Origin of the sequence: Hydrogenobacter hydrogenophilus (assembly GCF_900215655.1) — a bacterium.
Lineage (GTDB): Bacteria > Aquificota > Aquificia > Aquificales > Aquificaceae > Hydrogenobacter > Hydrogenobacter hydrogenophilus.
Genome location: NZ_OBEN01000006.1, coordinates 36,875 through 52,489, shown reverse-complemented (window position 1 = coordinate 52,489; position 15,615 = coordinate 36,875). Strand labels below are relative to the sequence as shown.

The window sequence follows — 15,615 nt, the reverse complement described above, 5'->3', positions numbered from 1 at the left end:
ACTTAAGAAAAATATATACCTGTGGCTTTCTGGAAACAGTGCAACAAGTAGAAATCGTGCTCAACAACAAAAATTCAATGCAGGCAGAAAGCTTAAGATAAAGCGTTTAGCGAGAAGTCAGTTTTGGAGAATTACTTTTCTTGCCTACTTGCATGCTCCTACAGAAATATTAAGCTTCAGTTATGTGCTTAATTTCTCTACTGACAATATAATAAGTTTTTCCACAAGTGCTATAACATTATCTCTTTGCTCTTACTACCTCCTTAAGAACCGCTTTTCCTTTAAACTGAAACAAAGTAGGGAAATTATGGGAAAGTAGTATGTTGAGTTATGTGCTTGATTTATTCTGCAAGGATGAACGGCTCAAAGGTTTCACTCTCACTGATCTACTCATTGTTATTGCCATCATAGCCATACTGGCATACCTGATCATACCTTAGTACCTAAAGTACCAGAGGAAAGCCAAAGTAAGCTCCTACGCAGAAACTATAGCCAGAGGTTGTATGTTAGACAATGGTAGCATAGTGTACAGAAAACTCAAGCGATACACCTCCAACAAGTTAGTTAATGTATCAACAGCATTCAGCACCGCTACTGACTACACCGCGGTATATACTTACGTAAACCAGAGTGTCAAGTATACCATACAGGGTTAATCTAAGCTGAAACTCTTATATTGCCTCTGCGTGTGCAAAGGATGCCATGGCAAACTGTGTCTTTAAGTAAGAAATATACTCCTTGGGATAAACAAATACATTGCGGTATACGAGTTCTCAGGAATACAGGCCCAAGCTCTTACTCTGACCATTAACGATTTTTTAACATACAGTACCTAAAATAACACAGGCGGAGGAGGTACAAAGATGAGAAAAGGTTTTCTGTTTTTCCTAACAGTCTTTTTTCTTGTCTTTGCGGTATCGTGCGGTGGAGGCGGTGGCACTTCTTACGAGGGTCAAAAGAGAAATGTGATAATCTTTGTGTGGGATGGTTTGCGCCCAGACTCGATCAACCCCACAGACTTGCCCAACCTTTACAAACTGGCTCAAGAGGGCGTGTTCTTTGAGGATAACCACTCCACGTACCCCACCTTTACAATGATAAACGCATCCAGCTTTGCTACTGGTAGCTTTCCAGATAAGGTAGGCTTTTACGGAAACACTGTTTGGGCACCCGGCGCTAAGGGCAACAACTCTGCAGGCCAGCCTGTGGACTATAACCAACCTGTGTTCACAGAGGACTACGCCATACTGGATACTCTTAATGCCTACTACAACAACCAGCTTTTAATGGTAGCTACCCTTTTCCAGAAGGCTCAGGAGGCAGGGCTAAAGACTGCGGTTATAGGAAAGTCTGGCTCCGCATACATACAGGACTACAAGAGAGGTGGTATTATACTCGACGAAAAGATGGTGTATCCACTTGATCTTGCAAAGGAACTACAGCAGGCAGGATACCCACTTCCTAAAACAACACCAATAGCTTACCCTCAGGGTTCTATAACTCTCTCTACTAATAACGGAGATCCAACAGCCTTTAAGCCAAGAAAGAACCTGAGCGATGGCATTACCTCTGACCCTACAGACACATCGGGCTCTCCTTACTGCGATGCAAACACATACATGATGAAGGTTTACCTTGATTACATACTTCCAAAAAAGAAGCCAAACCTAACCCTCATATGGTTTAGGGATCCAGACAGCACCGAGCACGCCTACGGAGTGGGCAACCCTAACTACAGGTCTGCAATGAGGTGCATGGACAACCTCTTGGGGATGCTCCTTAACAAGCTCAAAGAGCTTGGCATAGACAACAATACAGACATAATAATAGTGTCTGACCATGGACACAGCAATGTATCAGGACCACTAAACCTTTTCCCTCTTAGGTCTATCGGCAACGCTCAAGTGGGTGCTCCTGATCCCAACGGCTACTCTGTATCTGGAGATGTAAGGCTTGCGGACCTGCTTACCAGAGCAGGTTTCAAGGCTTATGATGGAAATGGATGTAGCTATGACCCAGTGATGTCCGGCATAAAGGCGGATGGTACTACTGTATACCAAACTCAGGTAGATCCAGATGGTAGCGTATGCGGTAAGCCGGGTCAGAAGTACACCACACCCAGCTACAAAGTACCCCAAAACCTACCCCCAGATGCTATCGTGATTGCTTCTAACGGCGGAAGCGAGTACATATATGTGCCATCTCGTAACCCAGACCTTGTAAGAAAAGTGGTCTTATTCCTCCAAAGCAGGGAAGAGTTTGGAGCCATATTCGTGGATGATCGCTATGGCAAAATACCGGGCACTCTACCCATGAGCATGGTAAGACTAGAAAATACCGCAAAGCGCAACCCAGACATAATAGTCAGCTATGACTATGACGAGAATGCAGTGATACAAGGTTTTAGAGGCATAGAGTTTGAGAGTATGTTTAACCTGCGCGGTATGCACGGAAGCTTTAGCCCCATAGACGTGAGGAATACTTTGATAGCCTACGGTCCTGACTTTAAGAAAGGTTTCAGAGACAAGCTACCAACCGGCAATGTGGATGTAGCACCTACAGTAGCCAGAATACTGGGCATTAGCCTACTAGATGCAGATGGCAGACCTCTTGTAGAGGCACTTGTCAACAGTAACGAAGCTGTATCTGGACCTACTATAGACTACATATACTCTGACAAGGTAAGCGGTATTCAGATGAAACTACCCACTGACCCAGACGGGAAAGACATAGACAATGCCAAATCCTCTTTCTACGTAAAGCTTCAGATCAAAAAAGTAGTTTACAATGGCAGGACTTACACCTACTTTGATTTTGCCAAGGGGGTGAGGGAGTGATCCTGCGCCTTCTTTCCCTCTTTTTTCTCTTTTATGCGTGGGCTTTTTCTAATACACTTTCTTGGGAGAGAGCCTTTTCTGTATCCCACGCGGTAAAGTACCTTCATATGATCGTTCATTACACAGATGCAGAGGGTAAAAGCCACAGGCTTGAGTACTGGCGCGATGGGGACAGAAGGTTAAGAAGATCTACGGATGACAAGATGGACCTTTATGCCTTCAAGACTAAGGATGGTGACTACCAGTACTTTGTGGTAAACAGACAGAAAGCGATAGTGGTTAAGATAAACAGAACCAATCTTTACCGTTTGGGAGCTTTCTACAACTGGTACTCTTTGGCACACGTATTGAGGCGACCACCTGAAAAGACCTATAGCGTAGAAGCTCTGAAGAGAAAGCCCTACCGTCTTGGTAATTATTATTGCAATTGGTATCTGATAAAAGAGTCCCAAAGATCTCATAGCGTTTGCTGGTCAGAAAAGCTTGGCGTACCACTTCTTATAGAAGACCAGAAGGGTAAGACCATCTGGAAAGTGCAAAAGGTAAGCACCCAACCCATACAGGACTCAGTCTTTCGCATAAGGAGCGATTTACTACAGATAGATGCGGACGAGGAGTTCTACCCTGAGTAAGCCCTTGTATTTATCTCAGTAAGCCTGCAGTACCTGCCAGAAAGCCTACCTACAGGTTTTAGGTGTTCGTAGTCAAGGTTTTCCGCTCTGATACACAGGACTAAACCAAATATAAGGTCGTAGCTAAAGAGCTCTTCGTGTTTGAAAAGCTTGCATTCAAGCCAAGCCTTCGCTTCTTTTACAGATGGAGCTTTAACGCAAAAAGACTCTGTGGGTGTGAGACCAGCTACCATAAACTCGTCCACTTGGGGTGGGAACTCTTCTGAGGTTAATTCCACTTTGTCTATTAGCTCTTCAGACACTAAATTAATCACAAATTCACCCGTTCTTAATATGTTATCCGTTGTGTCTTTTCTTCTTCCATCGTCTCTTCTACTGATTGATACGATTACTATAGGCGGTTCGTCGCAAACTGCGTTAAAAAAGCTAAAGGGTGCTAAGTTTTTTATACCCTCTGGGCTTACAGTAGATATCCAAGCTATGGGTCTTGGAACTACAAGCCTTGTAAGAAATCTGTAGACCTCATCAGGATCTGCTTCGTGGGTGCGTAAAAATATCATTCTTTTATAGTATATCTAAATTTCTCTCCAGCGTATCTTATAATTTATACAATGTTCTGTAGGATAAAGAGTGGTGGGGTGCTGGGGATAGATGGGTTTGAGGTGGATGTGGAGGTGGATGTATCCCAAGGTATCCCACAGTTTAACATAGTGGGACTTCCTGATAAAGCCATTAACGAAGCCAAAGACAGGGTAAGGTCTGCTCTCAAAAACATAGGCTATAGCATGCCTACAAAGAAGATAACGGTAAACTTATCACCGTCTTATTTGAAAAAGCAAGGGACCCTTTACGACCTTCCTATAGCCATAGGCATACTGCAAACACAGGGGGTTATAAAGGTGTCAGAAGATACCGTCATATTGGGTGAGCTGTCTCTTGATGGGAAGATAAACAAGATAAACGGAGTTCTGCCCATAGTGTTATCTTTGAAAGAAAAAGGATATCGCAGGTTTTTTGTGCCAGAAGGCAACGCTCTTGAGGGTGCGATAGTAAAGGGAACAGAAGTTTACGGCTTTAGTACCTTGCAGGAGCTTGTGGAGTATCTGAAAGGTGAAATTTCCAAATCTCCCGTAGAAGTGGATGTAGAGACACTTTTAAAAGAGAGTCAGAATTTTGATATAGACTTGAGCGATGTGTGTGGACAGGAGCTTGCCAAAAGGGCTATAGAGGCGAGTTGCGCGGGCTATCACCATTTGCTTCTTATTGGTCCTCCAGGAGTGGGTAAAAGTATGCTTGCCAAAAGGATGATCACCATATTGCCACCCCTTACCTTTGAAGAAGCTGTTGAGATAACCAGAATTTATAGCGTTGCAGGTTTGCTTTCTGATCCCATCGTAAAAACAAGACCCTTTAGATCCCCACACCATACTGCCTCTGATGTGTCTCTCATAGGTGGAGGAGCTGTTCCTATGCCTGGTGAGATAAGCTTAGCTCACAGAGGTATTCTCTTCCTTGATGAGATGACAGAGTTTAGCAGGAAGACCCTTGAGGTACTAAGACAGCCATTGGAAGATGGATATGTGAACATAACAAGAGCCAGTGCAAAGGTTAGATTTCCAGCTGAGTTTCTTCTGGTAGGTGCTATAAACCCATGTCCATGCGGAAACTACTCAAATCCTTACAAAGCCTGCACCTGCACCCCTTTGCAGATAAAGAACTATCAATCTAAACTTTCTGGACCCATTCTTGATCGCATAGATATGAAGGTTTGGGTAGAGCCTGTGGAAAAGGAAGAGCTTTTAAATACAAAGAAAGGAGAAAGCTCTTCTGAAGTCAGGAAGAGGATAGAGAGAGCCTTCCAAATACAGAGGGAAAGGTTCAAAGGCAGTTCCACACGCTTTAACGGTATGATGAAGGAAAAAGAGGTAGAAAAGTACTGCGTTATGGATAGTGAAGCCAAAAGACTTTTAGAATATGCCATGGACAGACTCCATCTCACCGGTAGGTCTTATATGAAGGTTCTAAAGGTTTCAAGAACTGTAGCTGATCTGGAAGGAGAAGAGATCATAAAGGCACACCACTTATCTCAAGCTTTGCAGTTTAGAGTTGATGAAAGGCTCCTTGTGTAATAAGCTGTTGCTTGACATTTTCAAGAGTTTTGTTTTATAGTTTCTATTGTCCCCGAAGGGACAAAGGAGGTATAGCATGAGATACTTGGCTGTTATTTTCACACTCTTTTTAGGTATAACTCTGTTAGAACCTATTTATCAGCAAGCTTATGCAAATAACCATCACAAAAAAACTCACTTACACAAGAAAAAAGCTAAGAAAGGTAAGAAAAAGGTGGCCATCAAACCTTCAAGGAACATAAACAGTCCACAGGAAGGTGAACTTCTAAAGCTTGAGGGTATGGTAAAGGACATTAATGAACAGTGAAGAACTTAGGCTTATAGAAGAGCTTAAGATAAAGCAGGGTGATACTTGGCGCGTTCTGAAGATAATGAGTGAGTTTGTCCGAGGGTTTGACGAACTTGCTCATGTAGGTCCAGCCATAACTTTTTTTGGTAGTTCAAGAATAGGTGAAGATAATCCTTTTTACAAGTCGGCTTACAGAACCGCTTTTAGGCTTGGTAAGATGGGTTTTTGTATAATAACTGGTGGGGGACCTGGTATAATGGAAGCTGCCAACAGGGGAGCTTATGATGCCGGTGCTTTATCGGTAGGGTTGAACATAGAGATTCCCAAAGAACAAGTACCTAACAAATACCAAACTAAGTCCCTTTACTTTGATTATTTCTTTGTAAGAAAAGTTATGCTCATAAAATACTCCTTCGCTTATGTTATCTTTCCAGGTGGCTTTGGTACTTTTGACGAGCTTTTTGAAGCTCTTACGCTTATACAGACCGGAAAAAGCCATCGCTTTCCCATTATCCTTTTCGGAAGCGAATATTGGAAACAGCTTATTGAATTTATGCGTCATGTTATGGTTCCACAAGGTACCATAGAAGAAGAGGATCTGAGCTTGCTTACCCTTGTGGATGATCCAGAACAGGTAGTGGATAGGGTGCTAAATGAAGCAATACAGCAGTATGAATACTTAAAAGAAAAAGAACCTCTCAACCCTGTCTTGGAAAAGTTAGAGAAAATTTTGAACAGAATGGGAAAAGTGTAGATCACACAATGACTTGCTTTACAAAAAGTACCTCTGGAAGCTTTGAAAGTTCCAAAAGCACATCTTCGGGAACAGGATCGTCAAGATTTAGTATGCCAAGAGCTATTCCACCTCTCTTTTCTCTTCCAAGCCTAAATCCCGCTATGTTTACACCAGCTTTACCCAAGATAGAACCTACCTTACCTATAACTCCTGGCACATCTTTGTTTTCAAAGATAAGCATTATTCCCTCTGGTTCTATGTCTACTCTATAGTTGTCTATGCGGAATATTCTGGGTATGTATCCTTCAAGAACAGATCCTGCAACAATTCTTTCAGAACCGTTAGACCTTACCACCACCTTTATATAATGTTTAAAGTCCTCTACATCTTCTGACATGACCTCTTCTACTTTTATGCCCCTGTCCTTCGCTACATAGCTCGCATTTATTATGTTTACCGGAAAGTCCACCACTTGCCTAAGTATACCCATCAAAACTGCAGAGGATATGGGATGAAAGTGCTGTGCTATATCCCCTCTTACTTCTACATGCACTTCCCTTATACCTTCTTCTACCCATTGGACTATAAACTTACCCATTTTTTCTGCAAGGTCAAGGTGAGGTTTTATAAGGGTTAGAACCGATAGATCTGGAAAGGGTGCATTCACTACATACTCAACAGTCATACCCCTTAAGGCCTTTATAACTTGCTGGGCAACTATAACCGCCACATTTTCTTGGGACTCATACGTGTTGGCACCTATATGAGGGCTAAGAGACACATTGGGAAACTTTTTGAGTTTTTCCACAAACTCTATGGGAGGTGGTTCTTTGGAAAACACATCAAGCCCTACACCGGAAAGCTTTCCCACTTCCAAAGCCCAAAGTAGATCCTCTTCGTTGACAATACCTCCCCTTGCACAGTTTATAAGCACAACACCGTCCTTCATCAGCTCAAATTCTTTTTTTGTTATCATGTTTCTCGTTTCATGCGTAAGAGGCGCATGTATAGTAAGCACATCTATTTGCTTTAACATCTCATGAAGATTATCCATAAGTTTTACCCCCAATCTATCTGCCTTCTCTTTGGGTATGTAAGGGTCATAAGCCATAACTTTCATACCAAAAGCCTTAGCCCTTATGGCTACCTGAGAACCTATATTACCTAAACCTATGATACCTAAGGTTTTTCCATAAAGCTCCCTACCCATAAACTTTTTCCTGTCCCATCTACCGTCAATTATGGATTGATGAGCCATATGAGCATTTCTCATAACACTAAGCATGTGATTTATGGTCAGCTCTGTAGCTCCTATGGTGTTAGCTCCGGGAGTGTTCACTACAAGTATACCTCTAAGAGATGCTCTCTCTATATCCACATTGTCAACACCTACACCTGCCCTCCCTATAACTTTGAGATTTTTAGCTCTGTCTATAAGCTCTGCTGTTACAGGTGTTCTACTTCTTGTTATAATGGCATCATAATGTTCAACTACTTGCAATAACTCATCGTAAGATATGTCTGGCTGATTGTCCACCTGTATGTCTGGTTCTCTACTCAGTAGTTCAATACCCTTCTCCGATATGGGGTCTGTAATGAGTAGCCTAAACATATACCAACCTCCTTAAAGGTTTATAATTATAGCAAAAATCTCTTCCTTTTCTGGGAGTGTGGAATTATAAATAAATAAGGAGGTGCTTACCATGAAGTTTTTTCTTTTATACCTTTTGACACTTATAAACTTTTCTTTTGCAGTTTCAGAAGGAAAGATGATCTTTGAGAACAACTGTCTTAGGTGTCACCAAGAAGGTTCAAAAAAACCTCTATCTTACCTGAAGAAAGAATACAAAGGTAGGGCTGATGCGGTTATGGTTCTTGCCAAGCAATGTCCTTGGGGTAGGAATCTGTCGGATATGGAAATAGAAATAGTAAGCAAGTGGTTAGCAGGTGAGGAAAAGTGATAAAATAACTATCCCATGGCTTTCTTTTGGAGAAGATCTCAGGAAGAAAAGTTAGCAGAGAAAGGCGATAAAAACGCTATACTTAGACTTATACAGCAGGGCAAAAAAGAAAAAGCCATAGAGATCCTTGAAAGATTCAAAGATGATCCCCAGCTTTTGCGCTTACTTTACGACCTTTATATGCAAGAAGGCAAATACTACTACGCTTACCAGCTTATAGAGCATTACGATAAAAGCTTAGGAAACGCTCAAGAGAGAGCTCTCATATACGAAAAGGTAGGTGAGAATCAAAAAGCCATAGAAGAGTACCTGAAAATAGGAAGTTTTGAAAGTCTAAGAAGTGCAGGAAATCTCCTCTACAAGATGGGCAACAAAGAAGACGCTCTAAAAGTTTTTGAAAGGGCTATGAAGCTCTCACCCCCTTACGAAAAAGAAAATTTGGAAAAGGTCATAAACAAAATAAAGCAAGAGATGGGACTTATAGCACAGGAGAAGGAAAGCCTACTTGATAAAATAAGGAAAGGTTTACACAAGACTAAGGAGAAGGCACTTTTTGGCATCATACTAAGAGGCAGAAAAGTGGACGATGAGCTTTTTGAAGAGTTAGAAGAGACCCTCATAAGGGCAGATGTAGGGGCAAAAACGGCCATAAACTTAGTTGAAGAACTCAGAAAAGAAGCCATAAAAAGGAACATAAAAGAATCTGATGGTCTAAGGGATATCCTTAAAGAAAAGTTTTTACTATTGCTTTCCAACTGTGAAGGGAGTATAAGGTTTAACGAAGGAAGACCCAATGTTTACCTTTTCTTGGGTGTGAACGGTTCAGGTAAGACTACTACCATAGGAAAGTTAGCCTACAGGTTCTCTTCGGAAGGCAAAAGGGTACTTTTATGTGCAGCGGACACTTTTAGGTCTGCCGCTGTGGAACAGCTTGAGGTGTGGGCAGAAAGGAGCGGTGCACATATAGTAAAAGGGGAAGAAGGCGCAGACCCAGCTTCGGTGGTATACAAAGCCATGAGTCAAGCGAATAACTACGATCTACTACTTATAGATACTGCAGGAAGGCTTCACACCAAAGAGCCTCTCATAAGAGAACTAAGAAAGATAAAGTCTGTAATAAATAAATTCTACCCTGAGGAACCTACGGAAACCTTACTCGTTTTAGATGCTACAATAGGACAGAACTCCATAGCACAGGCTAAGGTTTTTAAGGAAGCTCTGAATATAACGGGCATAGTCCTTACAAAGCTTGATGGGACTGCCAAAGGTGGAGCAATAATACCCATATGTCAGGAGCTAAAACTTCCGGTCAAGCTTTTAGGTGTGGGTGAAGGTATAGATGACCTTCAACCTTTTGACGCAAAGCTTTTCGTAGAAGAATTACTGTCTGTGGAGGTGTAGTATGGAGTATTTGGGTATTTTAATCTTTTTCCTAATAGCTTTAGCGGTGGGTTTTGCCTTTGCCTTCCTTAACGACCTTTTGGGTCCTAAGAAAAAAGAAAGTATGGAAGACTACCCTTATGAGTGTGGTGTTCCCCTCTACGATCCAGAGGCTCGTGGTACTTTCAAACAAGGCTATTACCTCTTGGGACTTCTTCTTATACTCTTTGATATAGAAGCGGCCTTTCTCTTTCCCTGGGCTGTAGTGTTTAAAGAGATAGGGTTTTACGGACTTGTAGAAGCTCTTATGTTTATCTTCATACTTGCCTTAGGCTTTGTGTACGCGTGGAGGAAAGGTGCACTAAAGTGGCAGATGTGATACAAGAGGGGAAAGCAAGGCTTCACATCCAGATTCCCTCAATCGTATCCTCTCGTATGCCCGTCTTTTATAATCCCCATATGGTAATAAATAGGGACATGAGCTTACTCGTAGTCTTAGCATCTGTAGGAGAAGGTGCCATCATCTGTGATCCTATGGGTGCAAGCGGTATAAGGGGCATAAGGTTTTTACTTGAAGCAGGAGCTAAAAAAGTCATATACAATGACATAAACCCAATGGCTGTGGAGGAGTTTAAGAGACTTATAAAAATTAACTGTGTGGATGAAAGTAAGGTGGAGATATACTCAGAGGATGCAAGTTTATTACTCAGAAAGTTAAGAGGTTTTGATTACGTAGATATAGACCCTTTTGGTTCACCCGTAGATTTCTTAGAGAGTGCCATCCTGTCCGTGAAAAGGGGTGGATTGCTGGGAGTTTCTGCTACTGACACCGCAGTGCTTTCTGGCACATATCCTACTACTTGCATTAGAAGATACGGCTCCAAACCCTTGCTTGAAGCAGAGTTTTACCACGAAGTGGGTATAAGAATACTCATAAAAAAAGTTGTAGAAGAAGGGGCTAAGTTAGACTGCGCCTTAACGCCTGTGTTTTGCTACTCTTACAGACACCACTTTAAGGTTTTTTTAAGAAAGGATATAGGCGCAAGAAGGGCAGACCAGCTTATGAGAGACATAGGATACATAGTTTACTGTTCTAAGTGTTTATACCGTAAAGCTTTGAAGTGTGAGGGCATGATAAACATTTGTCCCATATGTGGTAATGAGCTTCTCTATGCTGGGCCTCTTTGGATAGGTAAGCTCTGGAATGAAGAGCTTATCACAGGCATGCAAAAGCCAAAGGATAGATTAATCTTGAGTAAAGAAACCATTAAACTTCTTAGTAAAGTACAGCAAGAAGCCACCAAACAGACCGTTGGCTTTTATACGCTATCCGCTATAGGGGAGAAGCTTAGGATAGGCAGTTTCCCAAACTTGGAAAAGTTTTTGCCTTTGATAGAAGGAGTTAGAACTCACTTCACAGGAGAAGGTTTTAGGACCACATTGAGCCACAGCGAATTACTAAAAAGATTAGGCTCCTTATCTTTACGGCAGTAGGTAGAGTGTAGTGTTCATCTGGTAGATTTTAGAAACTACAGCTTCAGAAAGTCTATCTTCTATAGTTTTTGCCACTTCCTTCTCATCAAGCTTTCTAAGGGCGTAGTTGGTAGTTATGATGGTACTTTTCATATAGTTATACCTGTAAGAGATGATGTGTGTGATCATCTCTCTCTGCCAATCGGAGAGGCGCTCAGAACCAAGGTCGTCAAGCACCAACAAAGGAATCCTGAGCAATAAGTTCATAAACTTTGTATACCTTCCGTTATCTTCCATAACGCTCTTTAGCTTAAAAAGCATATCTTTGGTATCAAAGAAAAGTCCCCTTATCCTTTTGTTTCTGTAGACGGTTTTTAACACACACACCGCAAGGTGTGTTTTCCCCATATGAGGAGGGCCCAAAAGAGTCAATCCCTTGCCTTCCGTTGGTTCAAAACTGTAAGCATAGGATATGCATGTTTTCAAAGCTTGAGATTGAGAAGGTGAGATGGGAACATAGTTTTCAAATTCTACAGCCGAGAACCTTGGGGGTATATGCAGGTACTTGGCTATATCTACACTTTGAAACCTACACGAGCACAGCTCTACACTGTGTCCTTTGTCCACAAAACCTGTTCCACCACACGCAGGACAATCTTCTGCCATATCTTAAAATATAACTGCATGTTTACCTTTTTGCTTACTAATGATGATGGTTATTTCTCAGAAGGCATAAGAGCTCTCAGGTCTGCACTTAAGCAAATAGGAAGGGTTGTATGTGTAGCTCCAGATAGGAACTTAAGTGGTGTAGGACATTCTTTGACTTTCAACTCCCCTTTGAGAATAAGGAGGATAGAAGAAGACTTTTGGACTGTAATAGGTGGGACACCAGCAGACTGCATACACTTTGGCTACTACCTTATACTGGAAGGTAAAAAACCCCATATGGTTTGCTCAGGTATAAACGATGGTCCCAATTTAGGTGAAGATATCACTTACTCGGGAACTGTTTCCGGAGCTATGGAGGGTAGAATACTGGGTATACCTTCCATAGCCTTTTCTGTATTTGGTAGAGAAGATATAGACTTCACGCAGGTAGCAGATGTTGCCAAGCAAGTAGTAATAAAAGCCTTAGAAGAAGGCATGCCAGAAGATGCTTATCTGAATGTGAACATACCCAATCTCAGGAGAGAAGAGATAAAGGGTTTTCTTATAACCAAACAAGGTAGAAGAAGCTATAAGGAAAAGGTTTTGAAACTATCAGACCCTCAGGGTAAACCCATATACTGGATTACCGCAGAGCAGTTTGGGTGGATGCTTGAGGAAGGTACGGACTACTGGGCGGTTTATCACGGGTATGTTTCCATAACCCCACTACAATTAGATATGACCAACTACAGAGCCTTGGAAGAGTTAAAAAGTAGCTGGAAATTGTAAAAATATGAAAAAGCTTTTAAAGTTAATTGGTATATTTTTCCTCATCATTGGAACGATAGGGATTTTTCTACCTTTACTTCCTACTGTACCTTTTTATATTCTTAGCGCAATTCTTCTCGCAAAGGTCTCAAAACGCGAAATTGTGAAGTTAAAACGCATTCCTTTTGCAGGTAAAGCAATATATAATCAGATTAAAAAGAGTGTAAGGTACGCAAAGCGATGGACTACCCGATAACAAAGTTTTTTCATCTTTTGGGAATTTTTATTTGGATAAGCGCTTCTTCTTCATTGGGACTTTTCATGATCTATTCAACGAGAAAAGAAACTGGTTGCAATCAGCACATACTCAGAAACTTCTATCGTTGGATGACTAATCTTGAAATAGCTGGCTTTGTTCTAGCTATTTTTTCTGGTCTTTACATGCTACACTTACTACGCTATAAGTTTGATATAATTTGGCTTAACTACAAGCTTCCCTTAGTGTTTGGAGTGATCCTGCCTCTTGAGGTGCTCAATTTTTGGTTTGTTAATATATACATACCTAAGTCTCAAGACAAGCTAAAAGCTTACAGGAGGTATGACCTTTTTAATTATTTAGTAGCTTTACCTCTCTTAGTGATATCCTTGCTAATCGTATATTTTGCCGTTGTGAAACCTTGAGTTTAATGCTATAATCAGGGAAATGGACTTAAGGGAAGCGGTAATAACCATACCTGCTATTATGGTGGCGGTTATACTTCATGAGTACGCACACGGTTGGATGGCTTACAGAATGGGAGATCCTACTGCTAAAGAGGCTGGGCGCTTAACCTTAAAACCTATACCTCACATAGACCCCTTTGGCACACTCATATTACCTGCTATGTTTATCCTGATTGGTTCTCCCATCCTTTTTGGTTGGGCTAAGCCCGTACCCATAAATCCACTGAGGTTTAGAGACCTCAAGATAGGTACCTTCTTTGTTTCCATTGCTGGTATAGGAATGAACTTAATGCTTGCTCTCATCTTTGGTTTTCTTTACAGACTCATAGATGCTGGGTATTTGGACTTTTTGGGGCAGAAAACCATTCTGCCTTTAGCCATATTTTTTGCCAAATCAGTATTGATAAATGTCATTCTGGCTGTTTTCAACGCTATACCCATACCCCCACTTGACGGTTCAAGGGCGCTTATGAGTTTCTTTTCTATCAAATACTGGGAGACTTTTTACAGGTTTGAGATGTATGGGTTTCTTATCTTGACGCTACTTTTGTTTACAGGAGTGCTGGGTAGGATCATGTATCCTCCTATACTTTTTCTGTATAACTTATTCATGGGAGGATAAGGGTATATGAGGCTTTACCTAAGGTGGAATGAATTGAAGTTAAAGTTAATTTCCATATCAATGGGAGCACTTTCTCCTCTTCCTTTGATGATGTCTTTTGCAGATTTGATACCCTTCATGTTAGGTGCAAGCCTAAGTACAGTTATGTTTCTAGGATCTTTGAGCTACCGTAGAAGGTCAGAAAACTACAGAATTGGGAGAAAGGTGGAAGAACAAGTTGAGCAGATCCTAAGAGCATGCCTTCCTCCAAGTGCCTTGCTTATAAGCGATATGAAGATAACATATGGCAACATTGATTTTCTTATCTTAGGTGAAGATCAAATCCTAATACTTGAGGTCAAGGCAGGTAAGCTAAAGGGCAAAAGGCTTGAGAATACTTACAATCAAATACAAAGGCAGATACAAGAGATGAAAGAAATTTACCCTGATAAGCGCATAAGGGCATTCGTTATCAACACAACAGGTAAGAGCTTTTATTATAAGGACTTAAAGATAATATCTATAAAGGAGCTTTGTCATGAGATCTTGGGTTTATTACATACAGCTTAGGGCTCACTATCAAGATGGAACTTTAAAGGAAGAAGGGGCTCTCTATGTAGTTGCAGTCCCTAAGGATGAGAAGCTCAAAGATGTAGATATGGAGTGCTACGCCAAAGAGTACCTTCCGCAAGAAACCGCCATAAAGTCAGCCTACGCCTATGCCATAGGTACAGATATACCCATTAACGATAAGGTTCTTCATTACAGAGAGGACCTGGACCTTTATGTATTTGACGAAGGTATTAGCTTTGAGGAAGGACTCACAAAGATTTATAAAATACTTCTTGAACATCTAAGGAAGTTTGGTGAGCTCAAGATGGTAGAACCAATAGTGGATGTGGGAACGCCATCTGTAGATGTGATGTATTCCTGTTTGAAAAGGGCACTTTCAGCTTAAACCTTTTTCAAAGTCCTCAGGTTTTATGTTCTCAAGCCACTCTCTTAACTGCTGTTTTTCTTCATCTTCCTCTGGTTTAGGAACTTTTGATTTTTCGAGAACTTCTGGTTCCACATATATGGGAGCTTCAAACCTCAGAGCTATGTTTATGGCATCACTTGGCCTTGAATCCACTACAAGCGTGTTAGTGCCGTGAACTATGTATATTTCCGCGTAGTATGTACTGTCGCGCAAGTCAGTTATCACAACTTTTTCTACAGTACCTCCCATCTGCTGGATTATACTTTTGAGAAGTTCATAGGTCATGGGTCTTGGAGGTTCTACCTTTTGTAGCTCTCTTACTATACTGTCTGCTTCAAAAATACCTATCCATATGGGAAGAAGTAGCTCCTCATTGTCCTTTGCTCTGAGCACCACTATAGGCATCTGAGACACAGGGTCTAAAGTAACGCCGTGCACTACCATCTCTATCATAACACT

At 41.4% G+C, this 15,615-nt stretch carries 20 protein-coding genes; 16 read left to right on the top strand and 4 right to left on the bottom strand.

Annotated features, from left to right (window positions below; translation table 11 throughout):
* Positions 1-320 precede the first annotated feature (320 nt).
* From CP948_RS08985 to CP948_RS05925, 3 genes are all read left to right on the top strand, one after another.
* Positions 321-440, top strand: a complete 120-nt coding sequence (locus CP948_RS08985) for a prepilin-type N-terminal cleavage/methylation domain-containing protein (protein ID WP_245810099.1) — start codon at positions 321-323, stop codon at positions 438-440.
* A 423-nt stretch (positions 441-863) separates the two neighbouring features.
* Positions 864-2,837 (top strand): alkaline phosphatase family protein, encoded by a 1,974-nt coding sequence (locus CP948_RS05930; protein WP_096602361.1) that lies wholly within the window; start codon positions 864-866, stop codon positions 2,835-2,837.
* Entirely contained in the window at positions 2,834-3,469 is a 636-nt protein-coding gene (locus CP948_RS05925) for a hypothetical protein (RefSeq protein ID WP_096602358.1), read from the top strand. Before CP948_RS05930 ends, CP948_RS05925 begins: the two co-directional genes overlap by 4 nt.
* Here the strand turns inward: CP948_RS05925 and CP948_RS05920 are convergent.
* A complete protein-coding gene (locus CP948_RS05920; protein WP_096602356.1) occupies positions 3,457-4,029 on the bottom strand; it encodes a flavin reductase family protein in 573 nt (190 codons plus the stop codon). The two genes, CP948_RS05925 and CP948_RS05920, sit on opposite strands and share 13 nt — an antisense overlap.
* Before the next feature lie 51 nt (positions 4,030-4,080).
* Between CP948_RS05920 and CP948_RS05915 the strand changes: the two genes are divergently transcribed.
* From CP948_RS05915 to CP948_RS05905, 3 genes are all read left to right on the top strand, one after another.
* Positions 4,081-5,598, top strand: a complete 1,518-nt coding sequence (locus CP948_RS05915) for a YifB family Mg chelatase-like AAA ATPase (RefSeq protein WP_096602353.1) — start codon at positions 4,081-4,083, stop codon at positions 5,596-5,598.
* A 76-nt stretch (positions 5,599-5,674) separates the two neighbouring features.
* Positions 5,675-5,905: a hypothetical protein gene (locus CP948_RS05910; RefSeq protein ID WP_096602351.1), complete on the top strand. Its 231-nt coding sequence runs from the start codon at positions 5,675-5,677 to the stop codon at positions 5,903-5,905.
* Positions 5,895-6,641 (top strand): LOG family protein, encoded by a 747-nt coding sequence (locus CP948_RS05905; protein WP_096602348.1) that lies wholly within the window; start codon positions 5,895-5,897, stop codon positions 6,639-6,641. Before CP948_RS05910 ends, CP948_RS05905 begins: the two co-directional genes overlap by 11 nt.
* A 1-nt stretch (position 6,642) precedes the next feature.
* Here CP948_RS05905 and serA read toward each other — a convergent pair whose 3' ends face one another.
* Positions 6,643-8,235 (bottom strand): phosphoglycerate dehydrogenase, encoded by a 1,593-nt coding sequence (gene serA, locus CP948_RS05900; protein WP_096602346.1) that lies wholly within the window; start codon positions 8,233-8,235, stop codon positions 6,643-6,645.
* A 91-nt stretch (positions 8,236-8,326) separates the two neighbouring features.
* Between serA and CP948_RS05895 the strand changes: the two genes are divergently transcribed.
* The 4 genes from CP948_RS05895 to CP948_RS05880 are packed head-to-tail and all read left to right on the top strand — an operon-like array spanning position 8,327 to position 11,458.
* Positions 8,327-8,584: a c-type cytochrome gene (locus CP948_RS05895; RefSeq protein ID WP_096602344.1), complete on the top strand. Its 258-nt coding sequence runs from the start codon at positions 8,327-8,329 to the stop codon at positions 8,582-8,584.
* A 15-nt stretch (positions 8,585-8,599) separates the two neighbouring features.
* Positions 8,600-9,985, top strand: coding sequence for a signal recognition particle-docking protein FtsY (ftsY, locus tag CP948_RS05890; RefSeq protein WP_096602341.1), 1,386 nt, complete (start codon positions 8,600-8,602; stop codon positions 9,983-9,985).
* A 1-nt stretch (position 9,986) separates the two neighbouring features.
* Positions 9,987-10,343 (top strand): NADH-quinone oxidoreductase subunit A, encoded by a 357-nt coding sequence (locus tag CP948_RS05885; RefSeq protein ID WP_096602339.1) that lies wholly within the window; start codon positions 9,987-9,989, stop codon positions 10,341-10,343.
* Positions 10,331-11,458 (top strand): tRNA (guanine(26)-N(2))-dimethyltransferase, encoded by a 1,128-nt coding sequence (locus tag CP948_RS05880; protein WP_245810098.1) that lies wholly within the window; start codon positions 10,331-10,333, stop codon positions 11,456-11,458. Before CP948_RS05885 ends, CP948_RS05880 begins: the two co-directional genes overlap by 13 nt.
* On the opposite strand, the gene CP948_RS05875 is transcribed toward CP948_RS05880, so the two are convergent.
* A complete protein-coding gene (locus tag CP948_RS05875) occupies positions 11,447-12,103 on the bottom strand; it encodes an ATP-binding protein (RefSeq protein ID WP_096602337.1) in 657 nt (218 codons plus the stop codon). The two genes, CP948_RS05880 and CP948_RS05875, sit on opposite strands and share 12 nt — an antisense overlap.
* A gap of 18 nt (positions 12,104-12,121) precedes the next feature.
* Between CP948_RS05875 and surE the strand changes: the two genes are divergently transcribed.
* The 6 genes from surE (at position 12,122) to CP948_RS05845 (ending at position 15,135) form a co-directional block, all read left to right on the top strand.
* Complete coding sequence (surE, locus tag CP948_RS05870; RefSeq protein WP_096602335.1) at positions 12,122-12,874, top strand: 5'/3'-nucleotidase SurE; 753 nt, start codon at positions 12,122-12,124, stop codon at positions 12,872-12,874.
* 4 nt (positions 12,875-12,878) lie between these two features.
* Entirely contained in the window at positions 12,879-13,109 is a 231-nt protein-coding gene (locus CP948_RS09050) for a DUF454 family protein (protein WP_096602333.1), read from the top strand.
* Positions 13,110-13,174: 65 nt separating this feature from the next.
* The gene (locus CP948_RS05860) at positions 13,175-13,534 is read left to right on the top strand and encodes a hypothetical protein (protein ID WP_180764097.1); all 360 of its coding nucleotides are present in this window, start codon (positions 13,175-13,177) and stop codon (positions 13,532-13,534) included.
* A gap of 22 nt (positions 13,535-13,556) precedes the next feature.
* Positions 13,557-14,198 carry a site-2 protease family protein gene (locus CP948_RS05855; protein WP_096602329.1) on the top strand — a complete coding sequence of 214 codons (642 nt, stop codon included), beginning with the start codon at positions 13,557-13,559 and terminating at the stop codon, positions 14,196-14,198.
* A 6-nt stretch (positions 14,199-14,204) separates the two neighbouring features.
* Positions 14,205-14,747, top strand: coding sequence for a nuclease-related domain-containing protein (locus CP948_RS05850; protein ID WP_096602327.1), 543 nt, complete (start codon positions 14,205-14,207; stop codon positions 14,745-14,747).
* Positions 14,716-15,135: a hypothetical protein gene (locus CP948_RS05845; protein WP_096602326.1), complete on the top strand. Its 420-nt coding sequence runs from the start codon at positions 14,716-14,718 to the stop codon at positions 15,133-15,135. Before CP948_RS05850 ends, CP948_RS05845 begins: the two co-directional genes overlap by 32 nt.
* Here CP948_RS05845 and CP948_RS05840 read toward each other — a convergent pair.
* Complete coding sequence (locus CP948_RS05840; protein ID WP_096602324.1) at positions 15,127-15,609, bottom strand: bifunctional nuclease family protein; 483 nt, start codon at positions 15,607-15,609, stop codon at positions 15,127-15,129. The two genes, CP948_RS05845 and CP948_RS05840, sit on opposite strands and share 9 nt — an antisense overlap.
* Positions 15,610-15,615: the final 6 nt, after the last annotated feature.

What these genes read in the sequence shown, in the direction of transcription:
- CP948_RS05860 (WP_180764097.1), top strand. Translation starts at nt 13,175, where the DNA reads ATGATCTATTCAACGAGAAAAGAAACTGGTTGCAATCAGCACATACTC.
- CP948_RS05875 (WP_096602337.1), bottom strand. Translation starts at nt 12,103, where the DNA reads ATGGCAGAAGATTGTCCTGCGTGTGGTGGAACAGGTTTTGTGGACAAA.
- CP948_RS05845 (WP_096602326.1), top strand. Translation starts at nt 14,716, where the DNA reads ATGAGATCTTGGGTTTATTACATACAGCTTAGGGCTCACTATCAAGAT.
- serA (WP_096602346.1), bottom strand. Translation starts at nt 8,235, where the DNA reads ATGTTTAGGCTACTCATTACAGACCCCATATCGGAGAAGGGTATTGAA.
- CP948_RS05895 (WP_096602344.1), top strand. Translation starts at nt 8,327, where the DNA reads ATGAAGTTTTTTCTTTTATACCTTTTGACACTTATAAACTTTTCTTTT.
- ftsY (WP_096602341.1), top strand. Translation starts at nt 8,600, where the DNA reads ATGGCTTTCTTTTGGAGAAGATCTCAGGAAGAAAAGTTAGCAGAGAAA.
- CP948_RS05910 (WP_096602351.1), top strand. Translation starts at nt 5,675, where the DNA reads ATGAGATACTTGGCTGTTATTTTCACACTCTTTTTAGGTATAACTCTG.
- CP948_RS09050 (WP_096602333.1), top strand. Translation starts at nt 12,879, where the DNA reads ATGAAAAAGCTTTTAAAGTTAATTGGTATATTTTTCCTCATCATTGGA.
- CP948_RS05840 (WP_096602324.1), bottom strand. Translation starts at nt 15,609, where the DNA reads ATGATAGAGATGGTAGTGCACGGCGTTACTTTAGACCCTGTGTCTCAG.
- CP948_RS05855 (WP_096602329.1), top strand. Translation starts at nt 13,557, where the DNA reads ATGGACTTAAGGGAAGCGGTAATAACCATACCTGCTATTATGGTGGCG.
- CP948_RS08985 (WP_245810099.1), top strand. Translation starts at nt 321, where the DNA reads ATGTTGAGTTATGTGCTTGATTTATTCTGCAAGGATGAACGGCTCAAA.
- CP948_RS05905 (WP_096602348.1), top strand. Translation starts at nt 5,895, where the DNA reads ATGAACAGTGAAGAACTTAGGCTTATAGAAGAGCTTAAGATAAAGCAG.
- CP948_RS05920 (WP_096602356.1), bottom strand. Translation starts at nt 4,029, where the DNA reads ATGATATTTTTACGCACCCACGAAGCAGATCCTGATGAGGTCTACAGA.
- CP948_RS05885 (WP_096602339.1), top strand. Translation starts at nt 9,987, where the DNA reads ATGGAGTATTTGGGTATTTTAATCTTTTTCCTAATAGCTTTAGCGGTG.
- CP948_RS05915 (WP_096602353.1), top strand. Translation starts at nt 4,081, where the DNA reads ATGTTCTGTAGGATAAAGAGTGGTGGGGTGCTGGGGATAGATGGGTTT.
- CP948_RS05930 (WP_096602361.1), top strand. Translation starts at nt 864, where the DNA reads ATGAGAAAAGGTTTTCTGTTTTTCCTAACAGTCTTTTTTCTTGTCTTT.
- surE (WP_096602335.1), top strand. Translation starts at nt 12,122, where the DNA reads ATGTTTACCTTTTTGCTTACTAATGATGATGGTTATTTCTCAGAAGGC.
- CP948_RS05850 (WP_096602327.1), top strand. Translation starts at nt 14,205, where the DNA reads ATGAGGCTTTACCTAAGGTGGAATGAATTGAAGTTAAAGTTAATTTCC.